The 22,127-nt window shown below is 60.8% G+C and carries 16 protein-coding genes and 1 pseudogene; 11 read left to right on the forward strand and 6 right to left on the reverse strand.

The window, feature by feature from the left end; genetic code table 11:
- A partial coding sequence (locus AEQ63_RS06075; protein ID WP_152972332.1) for a hypothetical protein occupies window positions 1–271 on the reverse strand: 271 nt, incomplete at its 3' end.
- A 393-nt stretch (window positions 272–664) separates the two neighbouring features.
- Here AEQ63_RS06075 and AEQ63_RS06080 point away from each other — a divergent pair.
- On the forward strand, window positions 665–1,183 hold the full coding sequence (locus AEQ63_RS06080) for a GNAT family N-acetyltransferase (RefSeq protein ID WP_064362158.1): 519 nt from the start codon (window positions 665–667) through the stop codon (window positions 1,181–1,183).
- Between the two features lies 1 nt (window position 1,184).
- On the opposite strand, the gene AEQ63_RS06085 is transcribed toward AEQ63_RS06080, so the two are convergent.
- Complete coding sequence (locus AEQ63_RS06085) at window positions 1,185–1,877, reverse strand: aspartate/glutamate racemase family protein (protein ID WP_064362160.1); 693 nt, start codon at window positions 1,875–1,877, stop codon at window positions 1,185–1,187.
- 136 nt (window positions 1,878–2,013) lie between these two features.
- Here AEQ63_RS06085 and AEQ63_RS06090 point away from each other — a divergent pair, with 136 nt between their 5' ends.
- The 3 genes from AEQ63_RS06090 to AEQ63_RS06100 all read left to right on the forward strand — a co-directional run bounded on the left by AEQ63_RS06090 (window position 2,014) and on the right by AEQ63_RS06100 (window position 4,695).
- Window positions 2,014–2,505 carry a hypothetical protein gene (locus tag AEQ63_RS06090; protein WP_042609846.1) on the forward strand — a complete coding sequence of 164 codons (492 nt, stop codon included), beginning with the start codon at window positions 2,014–2,016 and terminating at the stop codon, window positions 2,503–2,505.
- Window positions 2,506–2,913: 408 nt separating this feature from the next.
- Window positions 2,914–3,888: a hypothetical protein gene (locus tag AEQ63_RS06095; protein WP_064362161.1), complete on the forward strand. Its 975-nt coding sequence runs from the start codon at window positions 2,914–2,916 to the stop codon at window positions 3,886–3,888.
- 129 nt (window positions 3,889–4,017) lie between these two features.
- A complete protein-coding gene (locus tag AEQ63_RS06100) occupies window positions 4,018–4,695 on the forward strand; it encodes a DUF3313 domain-containing protein (protein ID WP_064362163.1) in 678 nt (225 codons plus the stop codon).
- Window positions 4,696–4,853: 158 nt separating this feature from the next.
- On the opposite strand, the pseudogene AEQ63_RS28925 reads toward AEQ63_RS06100, so the two are convergent.
- Window positions 4,854–4,940, reverse strand: a pseudogene (locus AEQ63_RS28925) (YciI family protein); the annotation flags it as partial.
- 243 nt (window positions 4,941–5,183) lie between these two features.
- Between AEQ63_RS28925 and tpx the strand changes: the two are divergent.
- The 7 genes from tpx (at window position 5,184) to AEQ63_RS06135 (ending at window position 18,450) form a co-directional block, all read left to right on the forward strand.
- A complete protein-coding gene (tpx, locus tag AEQ63_RS06105) occupies window positions 5,184–5,684 on the forward strand; it encodes a thiol peroxidase (protein WP_039760445.1) in 501 nt (166 codons plus the stop codon).
- 174 nt (window positions 5,685–5,858) lie between these two features.
- Window positions 5,859–7,163, forward strand: a complete 1,305-nt coding sequence (locus tag AEQ63_RS06110) for an MdtA/MuxA family multidrug efflux RND transporter periplasmic adaptor subunit (protein ID WP_064362164.1) — start codon at window positions 5,859–5,861, stop codon at window positions 7,161–7,163.
- Complete coding sequence (locus AEQ63_RS06115; protein WP_042609850.1) at window positions 7,160–10,261, forward strand: MdtB/MuxB family multidrug efflux RND transporter permease subunit; 3,102 nt, start codon at window positions 7,160–7,162, stop codon at window positions 10,259–10,261. Before AEQ63_RS06110 ends, AEQ63_RS06115 begins: the two co-directional genes overlap by 4 nt.
- A gap of 142 nt (window positions 10,262–10,403) precedes the next feature.
- The gene (locus AEQ63_RS06120) at window positions 10,404–13,511 is read left to right on the forward strand and encodes an efflux RND transporter permease subunit (protein WP_064362166.1); all 3,108 of its coding nucleotides are present in this window, start codon (window positions 10,404–10,406) and stop codon (window positions 13,509–13,511) included.
- Window positions 13,508–14,977: an efflux transporter outer membrane subunit gene (locus AEQ63_RS06125; RefSeq protein WP_064362168.1), complete on the forward strand. Its 1,470-nt coding sequence runs from the start codon at window positions 13,508–13,510 to the stop codon at window positions 14,975–14,977. Before AEQ63_RS06120 ends, AEQ63_RS06125 begins: the two co-directional genes overlap by 4 nt.
- Before the next feature lie 401 nt (window positions 14,978–15,378).
- Window positions 15,379–17,460: a putative bifunctional diguanylate cyclase/phosphodiesterase gene (locus tag AEQ63_RS06130; protein WP_064362171.1), complete on the forward strand. Its 2,082-nt coding sequence runs from the start codon at window positions 15,379–15,381 to the stop codon at window positions 17,458–17,460.
- 243 nt (window positions 17,461–17,703) lie between these two features.
- A complete protein-coding gene (locus AEQ63_RS06135) occupies window positions 17,704–18,450 on the forward strand; it encodes an SDR family oxidoreductase (RefSeq protein ID WP_064362173.1) in 747 nt (248 codons plus the stop codon).
- A 125-nt stretch (window positions 18,451–18,575) separates the two neighbouring features.
- Here the strand turns inward: AEQ63_RS06135 and mapR are convergent, their stop codons facing one another.
- The 3 genes from mapR to AEQ63_RS06150 all read right to left on the reverse strand — a co-directional run bounded on the left by mapR (window position 18,576) and on the right by AEQ63_RS06150 (window position 22,098).
- A complete protein-coding gene (gene mapR, locus AEQ63_RS06140) occupies window positions 18,576–19,985 on the reverse strand; it encodes a GntR family transcriptional regulator MpaR (RefSeq protein WP_064362175.1) in 1,410 nt (469 codons plus the stop codon).
- 238 nt (window positions 19,986–20,223) lie between these two features.
- Window positions 20,224–21,654, reverse strand: a complete 1,431-nt coding sequence (gene ccoG / locus AEQ63_RS06145; RefSeq protein WP_064362177.1) for a cytochrome c oxidase accessory protein CcoG — start codon at window positions 21,652–21,654, stop codon at window positions 20,224–20,226.
- A gap of 195 nt (window positions 21,655–21,849) precedes the next feature.
- Window positions 21,850–22,098, reverse strand: a complete 249-nt coding sequence (locus AEQ63_RS06150; RefSeq protein WP_064362179.1) for a DUF3203 family protein — start codon at window positions 22,096–22,098, stop codon at window positions 21,850–21,852.
- Window positions 22,099–22,127: the final 29 nt, after the last annotated feature.

The raw sequence follows: 22,127 nt of genomic DNA on the forward strand, positions 1-22,127 counted from the left end.
TTTGCAGCTCGGTGCCGACCGCATCCTCATCAACGATTTCCAGCGCTATCTGCAGATCGGAGTCCCGCAAGATGCGCAACGAGTCGCGGTTACCCATCGTCCCCCAAGGCCCGGCCTGGCAGAGCAGCCCCTGACGAGGGAAGTTGAGCTTCGCCGCGGCGAGATTGATGCCCCACCTCAGGGGCGTCGACGACACTGGACCCGTACGGCCGGGGATTTTGAGTTCCTGTAGCAGCTGCGGGGCGTCGTTGATTGGGTCGTTGTCGGACATGCTGGCCACTCCGTGGGCTTGAGCGATGGAGTGATTGAACGGCTAAAAGGGAGATTGCGCACCTGTCAGATCTGACAGGTGCGGGCGGAAATCCGACGGGTGGTGCACTTATCGAGCAGGCTCGCCTGCGAAGGCATGGGCGGTTGCAGCGACTTACTCGGCGCCTGTCCCGAGCAAGGTTGTGTAGCCTGAAAGGCGAGTCGGCAGGTGTCTTTGAACATCGGAGTTTAAGAGGAAAAAATTGGCGACCGTACGGCAGACGGTTTCTGCCGGGCAAGAGGCGTTGGTGGTGAGGCCGCTATCGCGAGCAGGCTCGCCACCAAATTTCATCTCGCCAGATTCCGGATCAGCGGTTTAGAGTGACCAGCCATACCTTGATCACGGACCGATCCCATGGCAGACCCGACCCCCACCGTCCACCTCGAACGCTCCAGCGATTTCCACCTCGAAGGCATCACCGCGCTCTACAGCGACCCCGCCGTCGCGCGGCAGGTGCTGCAGATGCCGTTTCAGTCGGTTGAAGTCTGGCGCCAGCGATTGCAGGCCGACAACGAGCGCGTACTGAAGCTGGTGGCGCTGCACCAGGGTGTTGTGGTCGGCAATCTTGGCCTGGAGGCCTGTTCAAGGATGCGCCGCGCCCACGCCGGCAGCATCGGCATGGCCGTCGCAGTGGCATGGCAGGGCAAGGGTGTCGGTTCGCAGTTGTTGGCGGCGGCGCTGGATGTTGCCGATAACTGGATGAATCTGCACCGCGTCGAACTCACCGTGTATGCCGACAACGAAGCGGCCATCGGTCTCTACCGCAAATTCGGTTTCGAGACCGAAGGCCTGTTCCGCGACTACGCCGTGCGCGACGGGCAATGGGTCGACACTCTGAGCATGGCCCGTCTGCGCAGTCGTTCGAAAGACTGACTCAGTCGCCCAATGCGAACGCCACCGCCGACTGTGCATGCAACTCGGTGGTGTCGAGCAAGGGCAGGGCGCTGTGTTCGGGTTTGATCAACATGCCAATTTCCGTGCAGCCGAGGATGATCGCCTGGGCGCCACGGGCGGTGAGGGATTCGATTACCCGCTGATAGATTTGCTGCGACTGTTCATTGATCACGCCGACACAGAGTTCGTCGTAGATGATCCGGTGCACATCCTTGCGCTCTGTTTCGTCCGGCACCAAAACGGTCAAGCCTTGGGCAATCAAACGCTGCTTGAGGAAGTCCTGTTCCATGGTGAACGCGGTGCCGAGCAGCCCGACCGTGCGCGCATCGATTTCGAGTGCAGCCTGTGCGGCCGGTTCGGCAATGTGCAGGAACGGAATGCTGATCGCCGCCTGAATCTGTTCGGCGACCTTGTGCATGGTGTTGGTACACAGCACCACGCATTCGGCGCCACCGGCTTCAAGCCTGCGCGCGGCATCCACCAGAATTGCTGCCGCATCGTCCCAGCGCCCGGCGTGCTGGGCCTGTTCGACCGGGCCGAAATCAACGCTGTACATCAACAGCTGCGCAGAGCGCAAAGGGCCGAGACGATCACGGACTTGCTGATTGATGAGTCGATAATATTCGACGCTGGATTCCCAGCTCATGCCGCCGATAAGGCCGATGGTGCGCATGCGGTGCTCCTGTGTTGATGGGGCTTTGCGGTGAGTGTCGTTTGGATCGGGAATTTGATCCATCGAAAATTTACGCCTGCCGTTGCCACGCATCTGCCATGCTCGGTGTCCGCAGCACTCTTCAAGGAACACCGCCATGAACGACGTACAGCAACTGGGCGAAATGCTTCGTCACTATGCCGAGAGCGAAGCGCACAAGAAGCAACTGTTCACTACGCAATCGGCCGCGTGGGCCACTCGGATTGGTGCGTTGTTCGACCAGATCGAGCAATGGCTTGAGCCGGTCAAGGCGCCGAATCTGCTGGAGGTGAGCCGCGAGACCTACGTCGCGTCCGGGCCGAGCGTGCCAGTGGAGACCTCGACCTTCATGACAGAGAAGCTGAGCATCGTGATTGCCGGTAAGCCAGTGGAGTTCGTGCCGGATGTGATGGGCAGCGGCGGGCAGATTTCGCTGGCGGTGATGGGGCTCACGGCGGCGCGGTACGGGAGTATTTCGCTGGTCGGTTTGGCGGATGGCGCGTGGCAGTGGCGCAAGACCAATGGGCTCAAGGATCCGGATACGTTTGCCTTCGACGCCAATTTCCTTGCCCAGCAATTGCAGGGGTTGATTCCTCGGGATCGCGGTTAAGATCAAGAGCTTTACTTCCTCACCCCAGCCCTCTCCCCCAAGGGGGCGAGGGGGAAAGGGGGCAGACCGAGTGCTGTTCAAAACCAGAGTTCGACGCGATATCCCAGGTCGATGTAACTCGAACAAACACCCGGGTCAGTCCCCTCTCCCTCTGGGAGAGGGCTAGGGTGAGGGCAGTCCACTGACACACCTCACATATCCGGATTCACCCACCCCGGCTTCACTTCCTCCGACGCCGCTTTCGCGAGCAGGCTCACTCCTACACGGATTGACGCGAATACCGGGGAAACCCTTAGGTTCGCTGCTAATGCGGCATTTCTCCTTGGGTCACTGATGGCCTTTTGGTAGAGTCGCCGTCGCCAGCGGGTTTTCGGCTGGACGATGGAACCGAAGAAGGGAGTCTTATCAGTGAGTCCGGGCAAAAAAATCCTCGGTCTCACGGCGTCGCTTTTGCTGCTGACGCTGTGGGCCAGTTACTTTTATGTATTCAAGGAAAACCGCAACGGCCAGCTCGGCAGTGTCGGCGAAAGCACCGCGTGGTGCGGCACACCTCCGACCAGCGAAGCGGCGTTGCTGGGCAAGGATCAACTGACCTTGCGCGTCACCAACAACCTGCGTGGCGAATTCATGGTCGGCGGTTCGGTGGTGGTCTCCGAACGCACCTTCAACCGCTACGACCTGGGCCGCAACGAACTGCGCCTGCGTCTGGAGCCGCTGCAATGGTCCTTCGGCGTCACGCCAATCTTCCTTGAGCAGGTCAAGGTGCAGCCACTGAGCCGCAACCTCTCGTCCACCAACAAAAGCGCATTCGCCGAGCTTGAGCCACGACCGATCGGCGTACAGGCCCAGACCGCCGCCTTCCCGTTCGACACCTATCGCTACGGTTACAAACCGGTGCTGTATTACCTCAAGGGCAGCGAGCGCGTCGACCTGCGCTTCAAGAACATCACCACCCTGATGGAGATGTCCAACACTTTCACGCCGATCCAGAAGTACAACCGCGCCGATTACATCAACGAAAAAAACTCGATGATCCGCGACGAGGATTACAAACCTTACGGGGCGCACGAATGCGCGTTCAGCGTCGAGCGCAAAGGTTCGTTCAAGGTCGTGGTGTTGTTGCTGCTGCTGGTGCTGTGCCTACCGCTGATGCTGGTGTTCTACCGCGATGAGCCGGGAATCGACTTTCTCGCGACGCTGGTGGGAATTGCGGTGGTGCGCACATTGCTGATCGGGCCGGTGGAGGATTTCCAGCTGTACAACATCGACTTTCTGTTCGGTGCGGCGATTTTGCTGGCAGGGACGGTGTCGCTGGTCAAAGCGATGCGTGCCAACAGCCGGCGGGAGATGGCGCTGCGCAGTGGAGAGACATCGTCCTGGTAATACCGGTTGGCGAGGCACACGCGCCGACGGATGTGAACTTTGTAATTGGCCATCGCATTTGCCAGGGTTTTGGCTATACCTGTATCTCCCCTATGCAAAATGTCTTGGCCTTCTCAAAGGAATTACAGCATGAAGCTAGCCGTCATGATGGGCACGCTGTGCATTGCCACCCTCGGCGTGGTGGGTTGCTCCAGCAAAACCGTCGAGCCTGACCAGTATTCCGGCTTTCTCAAGGATTACAGCCAACTGAAGGAGGCCAAGTCACCTTCAGGTGCCGAGGTGATGCGCTGGATGGACCCGAAACTCGACATCAACAAATTCACCAGCGTTTACGTGGAGCCGAGCCAGCTGTATCCAAAGCCGCAAGCCACCGAGAAAATCCCCCAGCAGACGCTCAATGGCATCACGAGTTATTACGATCAAGCGCTCAAGCGCGAACTCGGCAAGTCGCTGCCGTTGGCCGCAGGCCCCGGGCCGGGTGTGATCGTGGTAAGGCCGGCGATTACCGCGGTCAGCAGCAAGACCGAAGGCCTGCAAGTCTATGAGGTGATCCCGATTGCACTGGTCGCCGCAGCGGTGAGCACGGCCAGCGGTATCCGCGACCAGGAAACCACCCTGGCGACCGAAGCGGTGTTCATGGACGGCGCGACCAATCAGGTCATCGCGCAGGTGGTGCGCAAGGGCACCGGCGAACCGCTGGAAAACGCTTCCCAGGTGATGAAAGCCGATGACATGAAAGCGGTGATCGATGGCTGGGCGAGCGACCTGCATCAGTCGTATTTGAAACTGAAGTCGGAAGCCAAATGATGCCGCGGGGCTGATGGCCTCTTCGTGAGCAGGCTCACTCCCACAGGGATTGGTGCCGGGGTCGGGACTATCGGTACGACACCGGACAGTGTGGGAGCGAGCCTGCTCGCGAAGGCGGCCTGGCAGACAACGAATAACTCAGCCGACTGCCAACCATTTCAGCTTTTTTTCGCTTGCTCGCGGATGCGCTCTTCCTGCTCGCGCAAATCCGGCGTCAGTAAGTCGCCAAAATCCTCAGCCGAAATATAAATCCGCTTTTCTGTAGGAGTGAGCCTGCTCGCGATAGCGTCGTGTCAGCCAATGTAGATGGCACTGATAGACTGCTATCGCGAGCAGGCTCACTCCTACAGGGGATCTCTAGCGGGTTGTATACAATCGTCAGGGCCAGCACCCAACAATTTCCAACAGGGCATAGGTCGTCAGCCGATTTCGTGGTTAACTTCCGCTTCTTGCACGCTTTCCAATCACCCATCAGAAGGACTCAAGTCATGGCTCAAGTCACCCTCAAAGGCAATCCGGTTCAAGTCAATGGCCAGTTGCCACAAGCCGGTTCCAAGGCGCCAGCCTTTTCCCTGGTAGCCGGCAATCTGTCCGACGTCACCCTGCAAGACTTCGCCGGCAAGCGCAAAGTCCTGAACATCTTCCCAAGCGTCGACACCCCGACCTGCGCCACCTCCGTGCGCAAGTTCAACGCCCAGGCCAACGACATCAGCAACACCGTGGTGCTGTGCATCTCCGCTGACCTGCCGTTCGCCCAGGCACGCTTCTGCGGTGCCGAAGGTCTGGAAAACGTCCAGAACCTGTCGACCCTGCGTGGCAGCGAGTTCATCGAAAACTACGGCGTCGCCATTGCTGACGGCCCGCTGAAAGGCCTGACCGCTCGCGCGGTTGTGGTGCTGGATGAAAACGACAACGTCCTGCACAGCGAGCTGGTCAAGGAAATCGCTGAAGAGCCTAACTACGAAGCGGCACTGTCCGTTCTCAAGTAAGGCTTTTACAATTGTTAACGGCCTGGCCCTGTCCAGGCCGTTTTCATTTGTGTATCAGGGTTTTGCCTTACACCTTGAAACGTAAGTGGAAGGTAAATTGCCGGTAAAGCTGCTTTGCTTAAATCCACTCAGTGCTTATCGTTCAGCCTCCCGTAATAGAAGCCCACGCGCCCAATGGTCAATAACTCCATGCAATCGTCCCCCCGCAAGTCCCGTCGCTGGCTGATCAGCCTGCTTGTCCTGTTGGTGATCGCCGTCCTGTGCTGGAAATTCTGGCCCGCCGGCTCTGCTGACAAGGCGGGCGGCGACAAGGCGACGGCCGGGCATACCGGGCGCTCGGGGATGGCGCGCCCAGGTTTCGGCGGGGGTACCGGGCCGATTCCAGTGCGCGTGGCGCCGGCGGTGAAAGGCGACTTTCCGCTGTATTACAAGGCGCTGGGCACGGTCACGGCGCTGAACACCATCAATGTTCGCAGCCGGGTGGGCGGTGAACTGGTCAAGATCCATTTCGAAGAAGGCCAGATGGTCAAGGCGGGCGACTTGCTGGCCGAGATCGATCCGCGTCCTTACCAGAACGCCTTGCTCCAGGCTGAAGGCACGCTGCTGCAGAACCAGGCCCAGCTGAAAAACGCTCAGGTCGACGTCGAGCGCTATCGCGGTCTGTATAAAGAAGACAGCATCGCCAAACAGACCCTCGACACTGCCGAAGCGCTGGTCGGCCAGTACCTGGGCACGGTCAAGACCAATCAGGCGGCGGTCAACGACGCCAAGCTCAATCTCGAATTCACCAAGATCCGCGCGCCGATTTCCGGCCGCGTCGGTCTGCGTCAGGTCGACGTCGGCAACCTCGTCGCGGCCAACGACACCACCTTCCTCGCAGTGATCACCCAGACGCAACCGATCAGCGTTGCCTTCACCTTGCCGGAAAACAGCCTCGACACCGTGCTGGCCCGTTACCGCAGCGGCGCCAGGCTGCCTGCCGAAGCCTGGGACCGTGGCGACACCAAGTTGCAGGCCACCGGCGTGCTGCAAAGCCTCGACAACCAGATCGACGTGGCTACCGGCACGCTCAAGTTCAAGGCTCGCTACGATAACCGCGACCAGTCGCTGTTTCCCAACCAGTTCGTCAACGTCCACCTGCTGGCCGACACGCTGAAAGGCGTGGTGCTGGCACCGTCGGCCGCTATTCAGTTCGGTACCAACGGCACCTTTGTCTATGCGCTGGACGGCGACAAGAAAGTCACCATTCGCCAACTGAAAATCGGTGCCAGCGACGGTGACAATACCGTGGTCACCGAAGGTCTCGCCGCTGGCGATCGCGTGGTGCTCGAAGGCACCGACCGCCTGAAGGAGGGCAGCGAAGTCGAAGTAGTCAATGACAGCAGCGAAGTGCCAACCTCGCCGACCGAACACCTGCAAGGCAAGTCCGCCGCCAATCCGGACGCGACCAGCGCTGACAAGGCCAAGAAGGGCGCATGAACATCTCGCGGCTGTTCATCCTCCGTCCGGTAGCCACCACCCTGAGCATGCTGGCCATTGTTCTGGCCGGCCTGATCGCTTATCGCCTGCTGCCGGTTTCGGCCTTGCCGCAGGTCGATTACCCAACCATCCGCGTCATGACCCTGTACCCGGGCGCCAGCCCTGACGTCATGACCAGCGCCGTCACCGCGCCGCTTGAACGCCAGTTCGGGCAAATGCCCGGTCTCACGCAAATGGCTTCGACCAGCTCCGGCGGCGCTTCGGTGCTGACCCTGCGTTTCAGCCTCGACATCAACATGGACGTCGCCGAACAGCAGGTGCAGGCCGCGATCAACGCTGCGACCAACCTGCTGCCGACCGACCTGCCGGCGCCGCCGGTGTACAACAAGGTCAACCCGGCGGACACCCCGGTGCTGACCCTGGCCATCACCTCGAAAACCATGTTGCTGCCCAAGCTCAACGATCTGGTCGATACGCGCATGGCGCAGAAAATCGCCCAGATCAGCGGCGTCGGCATGGTCAGCATTGCCGGCGGTCAGCGTCAGGCCGTGCGGATCAAGGTCAACCCCGAAGCGCTGGCGGCCAACAGCCTCAATCTGTCGGACGTGCGCACGCTGATCGGCGCTTCCAACGTCAACCAGCCGAAAGGCAACTTCGATGGCCCGACCCGGGTGTCGATGCTCGATGCCAACGACCAGCTGACCTCGCCCGAGGACTACGCCAACCTGATCCTGACCTACAAAAACGGCGCGCCGTTGCGGCTCAAGGACGTCGCGGAAATCGTCGATGGTGCTGAAAACGAACGTCTCGCCGCGTGGGCCAACCAGAATCAGGCGGTGCTGCTGAACATCCAGCGTCAGCCCGGTGCCAACGTCATCGAAGTGGTCGACCGCATCAAGGCCTTGCTGCCGAGCATCACCGACAACCTGCCGGCCGGCCTCGATGTCACTGTGCTGACGGATCGCACCCAGACCATCCGCGCCTCGGTCACCGATGTGCAACACGAACTGCTGATCGCCATCGCGCTGGTGGTCATGGTCACGTTCCTGTTTCTGCGCCGCGCCAGTGCGACGATCATCCCGTCAGTGGCCGTGCCGCTGTCGCTGATCGGCACCTTCGGCGTGATGTACCTCGCCGGGTTCTCGGTGAACAACCTGACCCTGATGGCGCTGACCATTGCCACCGGTTTCGTGGTCGACGACGCCATCGTCATGCTCGAGAATATTTCGCGCTTCATCGAGGAGGGCGACAGTCCGATGCAGGCCGCGCTCAAGGGCGCGAAACAGATCGGTTTCACCCTGATTTCCCTGACCCTGTCGCTGATCGCCGTACTGATTCCGCTGCTGTTCATGGCCGACGTGGTGGGGCGACTGTTCCGCGAGTTCGCTATCACCCTGGCCGTGGCGATCCTGATCTCCCTGGTCGTGTCGCTGACCCTGACGCCGATGATGTGCGCGCGCCTGCTCAAGCGTGAACCGCAAGAACACGAGCAGGGCCGGTTCTATCGTGCCAGCGGTGCGTTCATCGACTGGATGATCAACGAATACGGACGGATGCTGCGCTGGGTGCTCAAGCATCAGCCGCTGACCTTGCTGGTCGCGATCGGCACACTGGCGTTGACCGTGTTTCTTTATGTGATCGTGCCGAAGGGCTTTTTTCCGGTGCAGGACACCGGGGTGATTCAGGGCATTTCCGAAGCACCGCAGTCGATATCCTTCGCGGCGATGGGCGAGCGCCAGCAGCAACTGGCGAAGATCATTCTCGAAGATCCCGCGGTGCAGAGCCTGTCGTCCTACATTGGTGTCGACGGCGACAACGCTACGCTCAATAGCGGCCGTTTGCTGATCAACCTCAAGCCCCATAGCGAGCGTGATCTGAGCGCCGGTGAAGTGATCACGCGCCTGCAACCGCAACTGGACAAACTGGTCGGCATTCGGCTGTTCATGCAGCCGGTACAGGACCTGACCATCGAGGATCGGGTCAGCCGCACCCAGTACCAGTTCAGCATGTCGTCGCCGGATTCCGAACTGCTCAGCCAGTGGAGCGGTCGTCTGGTCGAGGCGTTGGCGCAGCGGCCGGAGTTGACCGACGTTGCCAGTGATCTGCAGGACAAAGGCTTGCAGGTCTATCTGGTGATCGACCGCGACGCCGCTTCGCGCCTTGGCGTGTCGGTGGCGAACATCACCGATGCGCTGTACGACGCGTTCGGCCAACGACAGATTTCGACCATTTACACCCAGGCCAGCCAGTACCGCGTGGTGCTGCAAGCCCAGGCGGGGGAGAAGATCGGCCCGCAGGCGCTGGATCAGATTCACGTCAAGACCACCGATGGCGCGCAGGTACGCCTGTCGAGTCTGGCGCACGTCGAAGAGCGTCAGGCGCAATTGGCGATCACCCACATCGGCCAGTTCCCGGCGGTGATGATGTCGTTCAACCTCGCGCCTGGCGTGGCGTTGGGGCATGCCGTGGACATCATCGAGCAGGTCCAGCAGGACATCGGCATGCCGGTCGGCGTGCAGACTCAGTTCCAGGGCGCGGCGCAGGCGTTCCAGGCGTCGCTGTCGAGCACCTTGCTGCTGATTCTGGCGGCGGTGGTGACCATGTACATCGTGCTTGGCGTGCTCTACGAGAGCTACATCCATCCGATCACCATTCTCTCGACCTTGCCGTCCGCCGCGGTGGGTGCCTTGCTGGCGTTGCTGCTCAGCGGCAACGATCTGGGGATGATCGCGATCATCGGCATCATCCTGCTGATCGGTATCGTCAAGAAGAACGCGATCATGATGATCGACTTCGCCCTCGACGCCGAACGTACCCAGGGCATGGCCCCGGCGGAGGCGATCTATCAAGCGGCGCTGCTGCGCTTCCGGCCAATCCTGATGACCACGCTGGCGGCGTTGTTTGGCGCGGTGCCACTGATGCTGGCCACCGGTTCCGGGGCTGAGTTGCGTCAGCCGTTGGGTCTGGTGATGGTTGGCGGTTTGCTGGTGAGCCAGGTGTTGACGCTGTTCACCACGCCCGTGATCTACCTGTACTTCGACCGCCTCGGAAGGCGCTTTGGCAAGGCCAAGGCTGATGGTGAAGAGGTCGCGGTATGACTGGCGGAACGCAAAACTTGTGTAGGAGTGAGCCTGCTCGCGATGAGGCCGGCACCTGCACCATCACGGTAGACAGACACACCGCTATCGCGAGCAGGCTCACTCCTACAGGGGATTCGCGTGAAGTTGGGGATCGCGTTCGATGAATCTTTCAGGCCCTTTCATCAAGCGCCCAGTCGCAACCATGCTTCTCTCTCTGGCAATCATGTTGCTCGGCGGTGTCAGTTTCGGTCTCTTGCCGGTATCGCCGTTGCCGCAGATGGATTTCCCGGTGATCGTCGTCCAGGCCAGTCTGCCGGGCGCCAGTCCCGAGGTGATGGCTTCGACGGTGGCGACGCCGCTGGAGCGGTCGTTCGGTGCGATTGCCGGCGTCAACACCATGAGCAGCCGCTCCAGTCAGGGTTCGACGCGGGTCATTCTGCAATTTGACCTCGACCGCGACATCAACGGCGCGGCGCGGGAAGTGCAGGCGGCGATCAATGCTTCGCGCAATCTGCTGCCAAGCGGAATGCGCAGCATGCCGACCTATAAGAAGGTCAACCCGTCGCAGGCGCCTATCATGGTGCTGTCGCTGACTTCGGATGTGCTGGAAAAGGGCCAGCTCTACGACCTGGCCTCGACCATTCTTTCGCAAAGCCTTTCACAGGTGCAGGGTGTCGGTGAAGTGCAGATCGGCGGCAGTTCGCTGCCTGCGGTGCGCATCGAACTCGAACCGCAGGCGCTGAACCAGTACGGCGTGGCCCTCGACGATGTGCGCAAGACCATCGCTGACGCCAACGTGCGCCGGCCCAAGGGCTCGGTCGAGGACGGTCAGCGTTTGTGGCAGATCCAGGCCAACGACCAGTTGGAGAAAGCCAAGGATTACGAGTCGCTGATCATTCACTACGCCGACGGCGCCGCGCTGCGGCTCAAGGACGTGGCGAAAGTCAGCGATGGCGTCGAAGACCGTTACAACAGCGGTTTCTTCAACGATGACGCGGCGGTTTTGCTGGTGATCAACCGTCAGGCCGGCGCCAACATCATCGAGACGGTCAACGAGATCAAGGCGCAATTGCCCGCCCTGCAAGCGGTGCTGCCGGCCAGCGTCAAACTCAATCTGGCCATGGATCGCTCGCCGGTGATCAAGGCCACGCTGCACGAAGCCGAGATGACCTTGCTGATCGCCGTCGCCCTGGTGGTGTTGGTGGTGTACCTGTTTCTCGGTAACTTCCGCGCCTCGCTGATCCCGACCCTGGCGGTGCCGGTGTCACTGGTCGGCACGTTTGCAGTGATGTACCTCTACGGTTTCTCGCTGAACAACCTGTCGCTGATGGCCCTGATTCTGGCCACCGGTCTGGTGGTGGACGACGCCATTGTGGTGCTGGAAAACATTTCCCGGCACATCGACGAAGGCGTGAAACCGATGCAGGCCGCGTATCTCGGCGCCAAGGAAGTCGGCTTCACCCTGTTGTCGATGAACGTCTCGCTGGTGGCGGTGTTTCTGTCGATCCTGTTCATGGGCGGGCTGGTCGAAAGCCTGTTTCGCGAATTCTCCATCACCCTGGCGGCGGCAATTGTGGTGTCGCTGGTGGTTTCCCTCACACTGACTCCGATGCTCTGCGCGCGCTGGCTCAAGCCACACACGCCAGGGCAGGAAAACCGTCTGCAACGCTGGAGTCAGAAGACCAACGACTGGATGGTCGGCAAATACGCCACCAGCCTCGACTGGGTGTTGCGTCATCGGCGTCTGACCTTGCTCAGCCTGCTGCTCACCGTTGGCGTCAACGTTGCGCTTTATATCGTGGTGCCGAAAACCTTTCTGCCGCAGCAGGACACCGGCCAGTTGATCGGATTTGTGCGCGGCGACGACGGTTTGTCGTTCAACGTCATGCAGCCAAAAATGGAAACCTTCCGCCGCGCCGTGCTCGAGGATGAAGCGGTGGAAAGCGTGGCCGGGTTCATTGGCGGCAACAACGGCACCAACAACGCTTTCATGATCGTGCGCCTGAAACCGATCAAGGAGCGCCAGCTGTCGGCGCAGAAAGTCATCGAGCGTCTGCGCAAGGAAATGCCCAAGGTGCCCGGGGCGCAGTTGATGCTGATGGCCGACCAGGACCTGCAATTTGGCGGCGGCCGCGAGCAGACCAGTTCGCAATACACCTACATCCTGCAAAGCGGCGACCTCGCCGAGCTGCGCAAGTGGTTTCCGAAAGTGGTCACCGCGTTACGGGCCTTGCCCGAGCTGACCGCCATTGATGCCCGCGAAGGTGCCGGGGCGCAGCAGGTGACGTTGATTGTTGACCGGGATCAGGCCAAACGCCTCGGGGTCGATATGAACATGGTCACCGCCGTGCTCAACAACGCCTACAGCCAGCGGCAGATTTCGACGATCTACGACAGCCTCAACCAGTATCAGGTGGTGATGGAGGTCAACCCGAAATACGCCCAGGATCCGGTGACACTCAAGCAGGTCGAGGTGATTACCGCTGACGGCGCGCGGGTGCCGCTGTCGACGTTCGCCCATTACGAAAACAGTCTGGAAAACGACCGGGTCAGCCACGAAGGCCAGTTTGCTTCCGAGAGCATTTCTTTTGATATGGCCGAAGGCGTGACCGTGGAGCAGGGCAGTGCTGCCATTGAACGGGCGATCGCCAAAGTCGGCCTGCCGGAAGATGTCATCGCGAAAATGGCCGGTACCGCTGACGCCTTTGCGGCCACACAGAAGAGCCAGCCGTTCATGATCCTCGGTGCATTGCTGGCGGTGTATCTGGTGCTCGGTGTGCTGTATGAAAGCTACATTCATCCACTGACCATTCTCTCGACCTTGCCTTCGGCCGGGGTCGGCGCGTTGCTGTCTATCTATGCACTCGGTGGCGAGTTCAGCCTGATTTCCCTGCTGGGAATATTCCTGCTGATCGGCGTGGTGAAGAAAAACGCCATTCTGATGATCGACCTCGCGCTGCAACTGGAGCGGCATCAGGGCCTGTCGCCCCTGGATTCGATTCGCAGCGCCTGCCTGCAACGCCTGCGGCCGATCCTGATGACTACGCTGGCGGCGATCCTCGGCGCCTTGCCGCTGCTGCTCGGCCGCGCCGAGGGGGCGGAAATGCGCCAGCCGCTGGGCCTGACCATCATTGGCGGCCTGGTGTTCAGCCAGGTCCTGACCCTTTACACCACCCCGGTGGTTTACCTCTATCTCGACAAGCTGCGCCATCGCTTCAACAAATGGCGTGGCGTGCGCACTGATGCCGCTCTGGAAACTCCGCTATGACTGACCGTTCGCTTATCCAATTGGCCACCGCACGCGGCTCGCGCCTGTTGAGCCTGTCGTTGTGCGTGGCGCTGCTCAGCGCTTGCGCCGTCGGCCCGGACTACCAGCGTCCGCAAACCGCCGAAATCGCTCAGTTCAAGGAAGCCGAAGGCTGGCGTCAGGCCAACCCGAGCGACTCGCTGGCTCGCGGTGCCTGGTGGGAGTTGTACGGCGATCAGCAGCTCAACGCCTTGATCGAGAAACTCAACAGCGCCAACCAGACCGTCGCCCAGTCCGAAGCGCAGTTCCGTCAGGCGCAGGCTCTGGTGCGCAGTGCGCGCGGGGCGTTTTACCCGAGTGTCGACCTGAGTCTGGGCAAGAACCGTTCGAGTCAGGGCACCGGCAGCAGCAGTTCGAGCCTGAGCAGTTCCTCAAGCGGTATTCGTGACACTTATAACGCGCAACTGGGCGTCAGTTGGGAAGCCGACGTGTGGGGCAAGCTGCGCCGTGGGCTGGAGGCCGATGAGGCCAATGCCCAGGCGAGTTTTGCCGATCTGGCGGCGATGCGTCTGAGCCAGCAATCGGAACTGGTGCAGAATTACCTGCAACTGCGGGTCATCGATCAGCAGAAGCGCCTGCTCGAGGCCACCGTTGCCGCGTACGAACGCTCGCTGAAAATGACCCAGAACCAGTACCGCGCCGGGGTTTCCGGGCGCGATGCGGTGGCGCAGGCGCAAACCCAGTTGAAAAGCACCCAGGCTGATCTGGTCGATCTGATCTGGCAGCGCGCACAGTTTGAAAACGCTATCGCGGTGCTCACCGGCGAAGCGCCAGCGAACTTCAGCATTGCCGAAAGCCAGAGCATCCCGAACCTGCCGCAAGTACCGCTGAGCCTGCCTTCGCAGCTGCTGGAACGCCGTCCCGACATCGCTGCGGCCGAGCGCTCGGTGATCGCCGCCAACGCCAACGTCGGCGTGGCGAAAGCTGCGTATTACCCGGACCTGACCCTGAGTCTGAGCGGCGGCTACAGCAGCAGCACGTCGAAAAACCTGGTCAGCCTGCCGAACCGTTTCTGGTCGGTCGGCCCGCAGCTGTCGTTGCCGTTGTTCGACGGCGGCATTCGTTCCGCCGAGGTCGACCGCAGCGAAGCGGCCTATGACGAAACGGTCGCCCGCTACCGCCAGACCGTGCTCGACGGCTTCCGAGAAGTGGAAAACTACCTGATCCAGCTCAAGGTGTATGAAGACGAAGCAGCGGTGCGCCAGGAAGCACTGGACGCCGCGCGCGATTCCCTGCGCCTCACCGAAAACCAGTACAAGGCCGGCCTGATCGCCTATATCGACGTGGTGGTGGTGCAGGCCACGGCGCTGAGCAACGAACGCAGTGTGCTGAATATCCTGCAGAACCGACTGATCGCCAGCGTGCAACTGATTGCCGCACTCGGCGGCGGTTGGGATGGCCAACTCGACGTCAGCGATAACCGCTGAACGTGTAGGAGCGAGCCTGCTCGCGAAAGCGGTGGGTCAGTCGAGCGAGATGTTGGATGTGCTGACGTCATCGCGAGCAGGCTCGCTCCTACAGGGGATCTGTGCCTGGCGCGGGATTACCGGTAACACAGGCCAATGTAGGAGTGAGCCTGCTCGCGATAGCGGTAAGTCAGCCAGCACATCATCGACTGACCCACCGGCTTCGCGAGCCGGCTCGCTCCCACAGGGGTGAGCTTAAAGCCCACCCCAGAGCCTTGTAGGACGATCGAACAAGCGTTTCATCGGCTTGATGGCAATTTGGTTACTTTGTCAGTGCGTTCTTCTGCGCAATCAGTACAATCGCCGCATTTGCCCGACCGAGAATGGAAGCAGTACGGTTTCGGCTCGTTACGAGAACGTCCATGCTCATCGGCAGTTACTCCTTCACCCTGGTTCTCATCTCGTTGTGCGTGGCCATTCTGGCTTCCTACACGGCGCTTGACCTGACCGGACGCATCGCCACGGCGAAAGGTAGGGCCGTGCATTTCTGGACGGCGGGCGGGGCGTTGGCGATGGGCGTTGGCGTGTGGTCGATGCATTTCATCGGCATGCTCGCCTTCAAATTACCGATCGACCTGGGCTATGACTTCGCCCTGACCGCGTTGTCGTTATTGATCGCGGTGCTCTCTTGCGGCTTTGCCTTATGGCTGGTCAGCCAGCCGAAGCTGCCACTGGCGCAACTGGCTTTCGGCGCCTTGATCATGGGGGCGGGCATCAGCGCCATGCATTACACCGGCATGGCCGCGCTGCGCATGACCCCGGGCATCGATTACGACCCGACGTTGTTCAGCGCCTCTTTGCTGATTGCCGTCGGCGCTTCGGCAGCGGCGTTGTGGATTGCCTTTCGGTTGCGCCAACAGTCGCCCTATGTGCGACTGATTCGCGCCGGCGCAGCGGTGATCATGGGTGTGGCGATTGTCGGCATGCATTACACCGGCATGGCGGCGGCGCAATTTCCCGATGGCAGTTTCTGCGGCGCGACGGTTAATGGTTTGAAGGGCAACGGTCTCGACAGTCTGGTGGTGGTCACTACGCTGGCGGTGCTGTCGATTGCCTTGCTGACCTCGATTCTCGACGCCCGTCTCGAAGCGCGCACCGCTGATCTGGCGCACTCCCTGACCGTAGCCAACCGCGAACTCACCCAATTGGCCTTGCACGATCCGCTCACCGGCCTGCCGAACCGCATGCTGCTCGATGACCGGATCAATCAGGCGATCAGAAAAGTCGAGGAACAGGGCGGCTGCTTCGCCTTGATGTTCATCGATCTCGACGGCTTCAAACCGGTCAACGACGCGTTCGGCCATCACATGGGCGACCAGTTGCTGCGCGAAGTCGGCGTGCGCCTGCGTGAAGACTTGCGCAGCCAGGACACTCTGGCGCGGATCGGTGGCGATGAATTTGTCCTGCTCGTGCGGCTGAGCGAGCGCAACGATGCTCTGGGTCTGGCCGCACGCCAGGTGGGCCTGATCGGCCGCACGTTCCGCGTTGCCGAACATGACCTGCAGATTTCCGCCAGTGTCGGCATTGCTTTGTATCCGGGCAATGGTGACAACGCTCAAGAGTTGCTGATGAACGCCGACGCGGCGATGTACCACGCCAAGGGCGGCGGCAAGAACGGCTACAGCTTCTTCGATGCGTCGATGAACACCAACGCGCGCAAACAATTGCAACTGTTGCAGGACCTGCGCGCGGCCATCGAGCACAACCAGTTCTGCCTGCATTACCAGCCGAAATTCGACGCCGCCAACGGTCGCCCGGTCGGTGCCGAAGCGCTGCTGCGCTGGGCGCATCCACTGCATGGCATGTTGATGCCGGACAAGTTCATCGATCTGGCGGAGAAAACCGGGCTGATCATCCCGATGGGCGAATGGGTGCTCAACGAAGCCTGCCGGCAGATGCGCGAGTGGTACGTGCTCGGTTACACCGACTGGCGCATTGCCGTGAACCTCTCGGCATTGCAGTTCTGTCATGCCGGGCTGGTGCAGAGTGTGGCCGAGGCCTTGGCGACCCACCATTTGCCGGCCAACAGCCTGACCCTGGAAATCACTGAAACCACCGCCATGAGCGACGCTGACGCGAGCATGACCGTGCTGCAAGAGCTGTCGGACATGGGGGTCGACCTGTCGATCGACGACTTCGGCACCGGTTATTCCAGCCTGATGTACCTAAAGCGCCTGCCGGCCAATGAGCTGAAGATCGACCGTGGTTTCGTCCGTGATCTGGAGCACGACAGCGATGACGCTGCGATCGTTTCGGCGATCGTCGCGCTGGGACAGGCCCTGGATCTGCGGATTGTCGCCGAGGGCGTCGAGACCGGCGCGCAGCAGGATTTCCTGACCAAATTGGGCTGTGATTCGCTGCAGGGCTATCTGCTCGGCCACCCGATGCCGGCGGAGCGCTTCATGCAGGACATCGTGCGCGGGCAAAGGCTGGCGGTGGTCTGAGACCACAGACAGATCTGCCGACAAGACTGTTTGTGGCGAGGGAGCTTGCTCCCGCTGGGTGCGTAGCGCCCTCAGAATTTTGTGCGCGCTGCGCACTCAAGCGGGAGCAAGCTCCCTCGCCACAATGTCGTGAACCTGCAGACGGGATCAAGATTCGGTCCATTGGCACAGCCCATGCAAAACCCGTCATTCGCAGTTATTCTTGGCATCGACTGTTACGTGTGCACGTGGGAGAAGGCCAGCATGGATAAAGTCATTGTCATCACCGGTGGCGGGCGCGGAATCGGCGCTGCCACGGCTTTGTTGGCAGCCGCACAGGGCTACCGGATCTGCATCAACTATCAGTCGGATGAACAGGCCGCACACAGCGTGCTCGAGCAGGTTCGAGCCTTGGGTGCCCAGGCCATTGCGGTTCGCGCCGATGTCAGTATCGAAGACGAAGTGATCGCGATGTTTCAGCGCGTCGACAGTGAGCTGGGCCGGGTCACCGCACTGGTCAACAACGCCGGCACCGTGGGCCAGAAGTCGCGGGTCGACGAAATGTCCGAATTCCGCATCCTCAAAATCATGAAAACCAACGTCCTGGCGCCGATCCTCTGCGCCAAACACGCGATCCTGCGCATGTCGCCCAAACATGGCGGGCAGGGCGGAAGTATCGTCAACGTCTCCTCAGTCGCCGCACGCCTCGGTTCGCCGAACGAGTACGTCGATTACGCCGCGTCCAAAGGTGCGCTGGACACGTTCACGGTGGGTCTATCCAAGGAAGTCGCCGGCGAGGGGATTCGCGTTAATGCCGTGCGTCCGGGCTACATCTATACCGACTTCCATGCCTTGAGCGGCGATCCGGATCGGGTCAGCAAGCTTGAGTCGGCGATTCCCATGGCCCGGGGCGGGCGGCCGGATGAAGTGGCCGAGGCGATTGTCTGGTTGCTGTCGGACAAGGCTTCGTATGCGACCGGGACGTTTGTTGATTTGGGGGGTGGGCGCTAGGGCTTTGGGTTTGTGTTGTCTGGTTTGGCGCCATCGCGAGCAGGCTCACTCCTACAAGGGAATCGCATTTCAAATGTAGGAGTGAGCCTGCTCGCGATAGCGATGGCCCGGCCAACACATAATCATCAAAACGACCGCACAATCCGCCCCAACGTCTCCATGGCCTTCTCCGATTCCTCGGTCCACGGGCTGCCGTAGTTCAAGCGAATACAATTCCTGAAGCGCTGGGTCGGCGAGAAAATCGGCCCCGGCGCGATGCTGATGCCTTGTGCCAACGCCATTTGAAACAATTTCAGCGAATCCATCTGCTCCGGTAATTCCAGCCACAGAAAATAGCCGCCCGCCGGTTGGCTGACACGGGTCTGCGCCGGGAAGTAACGGGCAATCGCTGCGAGCATCGCGCGCTGCTGTTCTTCCAGGGCATAACGCAGCTTGCGCAGGTGCCGATCGTAGCCGCCGTGTTGCAGATAGTCGGCGATCGCCGCTTGCGCCGGCATCGACGCGCACAGCGAGGTCATCAACTTCAGCCGTTCGACTTTCTGCGCATAACGCCCGGCGGCGACCCAGCCAACGCGATAGCCGGGGGCGAGGCTCTTGGCGAACGAGCCGCAATGCATGACCAGTCCTTCGGTGTCGAAGGCCTTGGCCGGTTTCGGCGCCTGTTGGCCGTAGTAGAGTTCGGCGTAGACATCGTCCTCGATCAACGGCACCTGATGCTGACGCAGCAGATCGACCAGTTCCTGTTTTTTCGCCTCGGGCATGCTCGCGCCCATCGGATTCTGGAAACTGGTCATGCACCAGCAGGCCTTGATCGGATGACGTTCCAGGGTTTGCGCGAGCACGCCAAGGTCGATGCCGTCACGCGGGTGCACGGGGATCTCCACCGCTTTGAGCTTCAGACGCTCAAGCACCTGCAGGCTGGCGTAGAACGCCGGGGCTTCGATGGCCACCAGATCACCGGGTTCGGTCACCGCTTGCAGGCAGAGGTTCAGCGCTTCTAGCGCGCCGTTGGTGATGAGCAGTTCTTCCATCGGCAGCATCAGCCCGCCGACCATGTAGCGCAGGGCGATTTGCCGACGCAGTTGCGGGTTGCCCGGCGACATGTCGGTGACGACCATGCGCGGATCCATCTCCCGCGCGGCGCTCGCCAGGGAGCGCGACAGACGCTGCAGCGGGAACAGGGTCGGACTGGGGAATGCCGAGCCGAACGGCACGGTATTCGGGTCCTTGATCGAGTCGAGTACCGAGAACACCAGTTCGCTGACGTCGACTTCGGTGGATTCGTTGACCTGGCTGCTGATGACCGGCTCGGAGAACGTGTTCGACGTATGGGCGTTGACGAAGTACCCGGAACGCGGCCGGGCGCGGATCAGGCCGCGGCGTTCGAGCAGGTAATAGGCCTGGAACACCGTCGACGGGCTGACCCCGTAAGTCTGGCTGGCATAGCGCACCGACGGCACGCGCTGGCCGGGACCGAGCACGCCAGAGCGAATCAGTTCAGCGATGTCGTCGGCGAATTTTTCGTAGCGTTTCATCGGTGGGCCTTGGTGGACTTAATTGTGTGGGGTGCCAGGGAAGGAGCCCTCACCCTAGCCCTCTCCCAGAGGGAGAGGGGACTGATTGGGGGATGCTGATGAAATACGCCGACCTGACAGTGCTTCGCCGAATCCATAATCGACTCGGTCTTTCAGGTCGATGCATAGCGACAGACACTTAGGTCGGCTCCCTCTCTCTCCGGGAGAGGGCTGGGGTGAGGGCAGCAATGCCGGCTCCTCAACGATTCATCGGCGCCACAAACCGGCTCTTCGCCACGCTGTAAACCTGCGGCTGGTCACTGTCTTCAATCCTGAAACTCAACGTCTGCGAACTACTGGACGGGCGCTCTGAAGTCATCGCCACCGACACCGGCACATCGACAATCTCTCCCGGCGCCAGGCTCAGTTGCGTTTTGCCCTGCAATTCAAACCCATCGCCATCCACCAGACTCAACCGATACTCCTGGCGCTGCTGAGTCTTGTTGATCACCTTGAGCGAGTAGATATTCTCGATCTGCCCCTGAGCATTCTCACGAAACAACCCGCGATCCTTGGTCACGTCCAGTGACACCATCGGACGCTCGATCAAGGCCAGCACCAACGCTCCAATCATCACCACCAGCACCGCCGTGTAGCCAATCAGACGCGGACGCAGCAGATGGGTCTTGCCGCCCTGCAGTTCGCGCTCGGAACTGTAGCGGATCAAGCCGCGCGGGTAATGCATTTTGTCCATGATCGAGTCGCAGGCATCGATGCACGCCGCGCAGCCGATGCATTCCATTTGCAAACCGTCGCGGATGTCGATGCCGGTCGGGCAGACCTGCACGCACAACTGGCAGTCGATGCAGTCGCCCAGGCCTGCTTCGACCGGGCGCACGTCACGCTTGCGCGGGCCACGGTTTTCGCCACGGGCGGCGTCGTAGGCAATGGTCAGCGTGTCCTTGTCGAACATCACACTCTGGAATCGCGCATACGGACACATGTGCATGCACACCGCTTCGCGCAGCCAACCGGCGTTGATGTAGGTGGCGGCAGCGAAGAACAGCACCCAGAACAGGCTGACGCCACCGATTTGCAGGGTCAGCAGTTCTTCGGCCAATGGCCGGATAGGAGTGAAGTAACCCACGAAGGTCAGGCCGGTCATCACGCTGATTGCCAGCCACAGCGTGTGCTTGGCCGCGCGGCGCGCCAGTTTGTTGAGACCCCACGGCGCGGCTTGCAGTTTGATCCGCTGGTTGCGCTCGCCTTCGGTGATCTTCTCGCACCACATGAAGATCCAGGTCCACGAACTCTGCGGGCAGGTGTAACCGCACCATACCCGCCCGGCGAACACGGTAATCGCGAACAGACCGAACGCGGCGATGATCAGCAGCGCCGAAAGCAGAATGAAATCCTGCGGCCAGAATGTCGCGCCGAAAATGTGGAATTTGCTTTCCGACAAATCCCACAGCACCGCCTGGCGGCCGCCCCAGTTGAGCCAGACAGTGCCGAAGAACAACACAAACAAAAAACCGGCGCCGCTTATACGCAAGTTGCGGAACAGACCGGTGAAACTGCGGGTGTGGATCTGCTTGTCGCTGGATTGGGCAATTGCCCTCAGCGGGCGCGCGGGAACGTTTTTTATCGTCGGCGATGCTTCTACGGTTCGGACGGGGATTTGCTCGCTCATGGTCGTTCGCTCATCAGCCTCCATCAGGCCGATGCACTATGAGCGCCGATCTGTTAGCAGAACAGATTCAGGTCTGGCAATAAAAAGCGGATCAGATGAGTTTTGGGGCATGGCCTGCGACAACTTGAAGCATCAGGCCGGGCGCGGCGCAAACGCCTGACGCAGGCGTTTGCGCCGAGTATTGAGCGAGATCAGTCAAACCACCGACTCAGTGTCATCAGCCTTCAGGTGTTTGCGTCCGTCCCTGGCCCCGGCGACGGTCAAGGCATCAGCCTCGGCTTCAGTGATGTAGGTGCGTCTACCTTCGATGTCCACGTAGGACATGGCTTTTTCGCTATCGGTCATGACTTCGAGGGTGTCGCAGATGCGGATTTCCTCGCCGTGTTCGACGGTGAAAAAACACACTTTCTGCTCGGGGTTGGATTCATCGATTCGCACGGGCATGTCGGCAGTCCTTTTTTGCAGGGAGGTCT

Source organism: Pseudomonas sp. RIT-PI-o (assembly GCF_001297215.1).
GTDB lineage: Bacteria > Pseudomonadota > Gammaproteobacteria > Pseudomonadales > Pseudomonadaceae > Aquipseudomonas > Aquipseudomonas moraviensis_A.

Coding starts and splice junctions, on each gene's coding strand:
- tpx (WP_039760445.1), top strand. CDS start 5,184: ATGGCTCAAGTCACCCTCAAAGGCAATCCGGTTCAAGTCAATGGCCAG.
- AEQ63_RS06090 (WP_042609846.1), top strand. CDS start 2,014: ATGAACGACGTACAGCAACTGGGCGAAATGCTTCGTCACTATGCCGAG.
- AEQ63_RS06150 (WP_064362179.1), bottom strand. CDS start 22,098: ATGCCCGTGCGAATCGATGAATCCAACCCCGAGCAGAAAGTGTGTTTT.
- AEQ63_RS06120 (WP_064362166.1), top strand. CDS start 10,404: ATGAATCTTTCAGGCCCTTTCATCAAGCGCCCAGTCGCAACCATGCTT.
- AEQ63_RS06130 (WP_064362171.1), top strand. CDS start 15,379: ATGCTCATCGGCAGTTACTCCTTCACCCTGGTTCTCATCTCGTTGTGC.
- AEQ63_RS06080 (WP_064362158.1), top strand. CDS start 665: ATGGCAGACCCGACCCCCACCGTCCACCTCGAACGCTCCAGCGATTTC.
- AEQ63_RS06115 (WP_042609850.1), top strand. CDS start 7,160: ATGAACATCTCGCGGCTGTTCATCCTCCGTCCGGTAGCCACCACCCTG.
- mapR (WP_064362175.1), bottom strand. CDS start 19,985: ATGAAACGCTACGAAAAATTCGCCGACGACATCGCTGAACTGATTCGC.
- AEQ63_RS06110 (WP_064362164.1), top strand. CDS start 5,859: ATGGTCAATAACTCCATGCAATCGTCCCCCCGCAAGTCCCGTCGCTGG.
- ccoG (WP_064362177.1), bottom strand. CDS start 21,654: ATGAGCGAGCAAATCCCCGTCCGAACCGTAGAAGCATCGCCGACGATA.
- AEQ63_RS06085 (WP_064362160.1), bottom strand. CDS start 1,877: ATGCGCACCATCGGCCTTATCGGCGGCATGAGCTGGGAATCCAGCGTC.
- AEQ63_RS06100 (WP_064362163.1), top strand. CDS start 4,018: ATGAAGCTAGCCGTCATGATGGGCACGCTGTGCATTGCCACCCTCGGC.
- AEQ63_RS06125 (WP_064362168.1), top strand. CDS start 13,508: ATGACTGACCGTTCGCTTATCCAATTGGCCACCGCACGCGGCTCGCGC.
- AEQ63_RS06135 (WP_064362173.1), top strand. CDS start 17,704: ATGGATAAAGTCATTGTCATCACCGGTGGCGGGCGCGGAATCGGCGCT.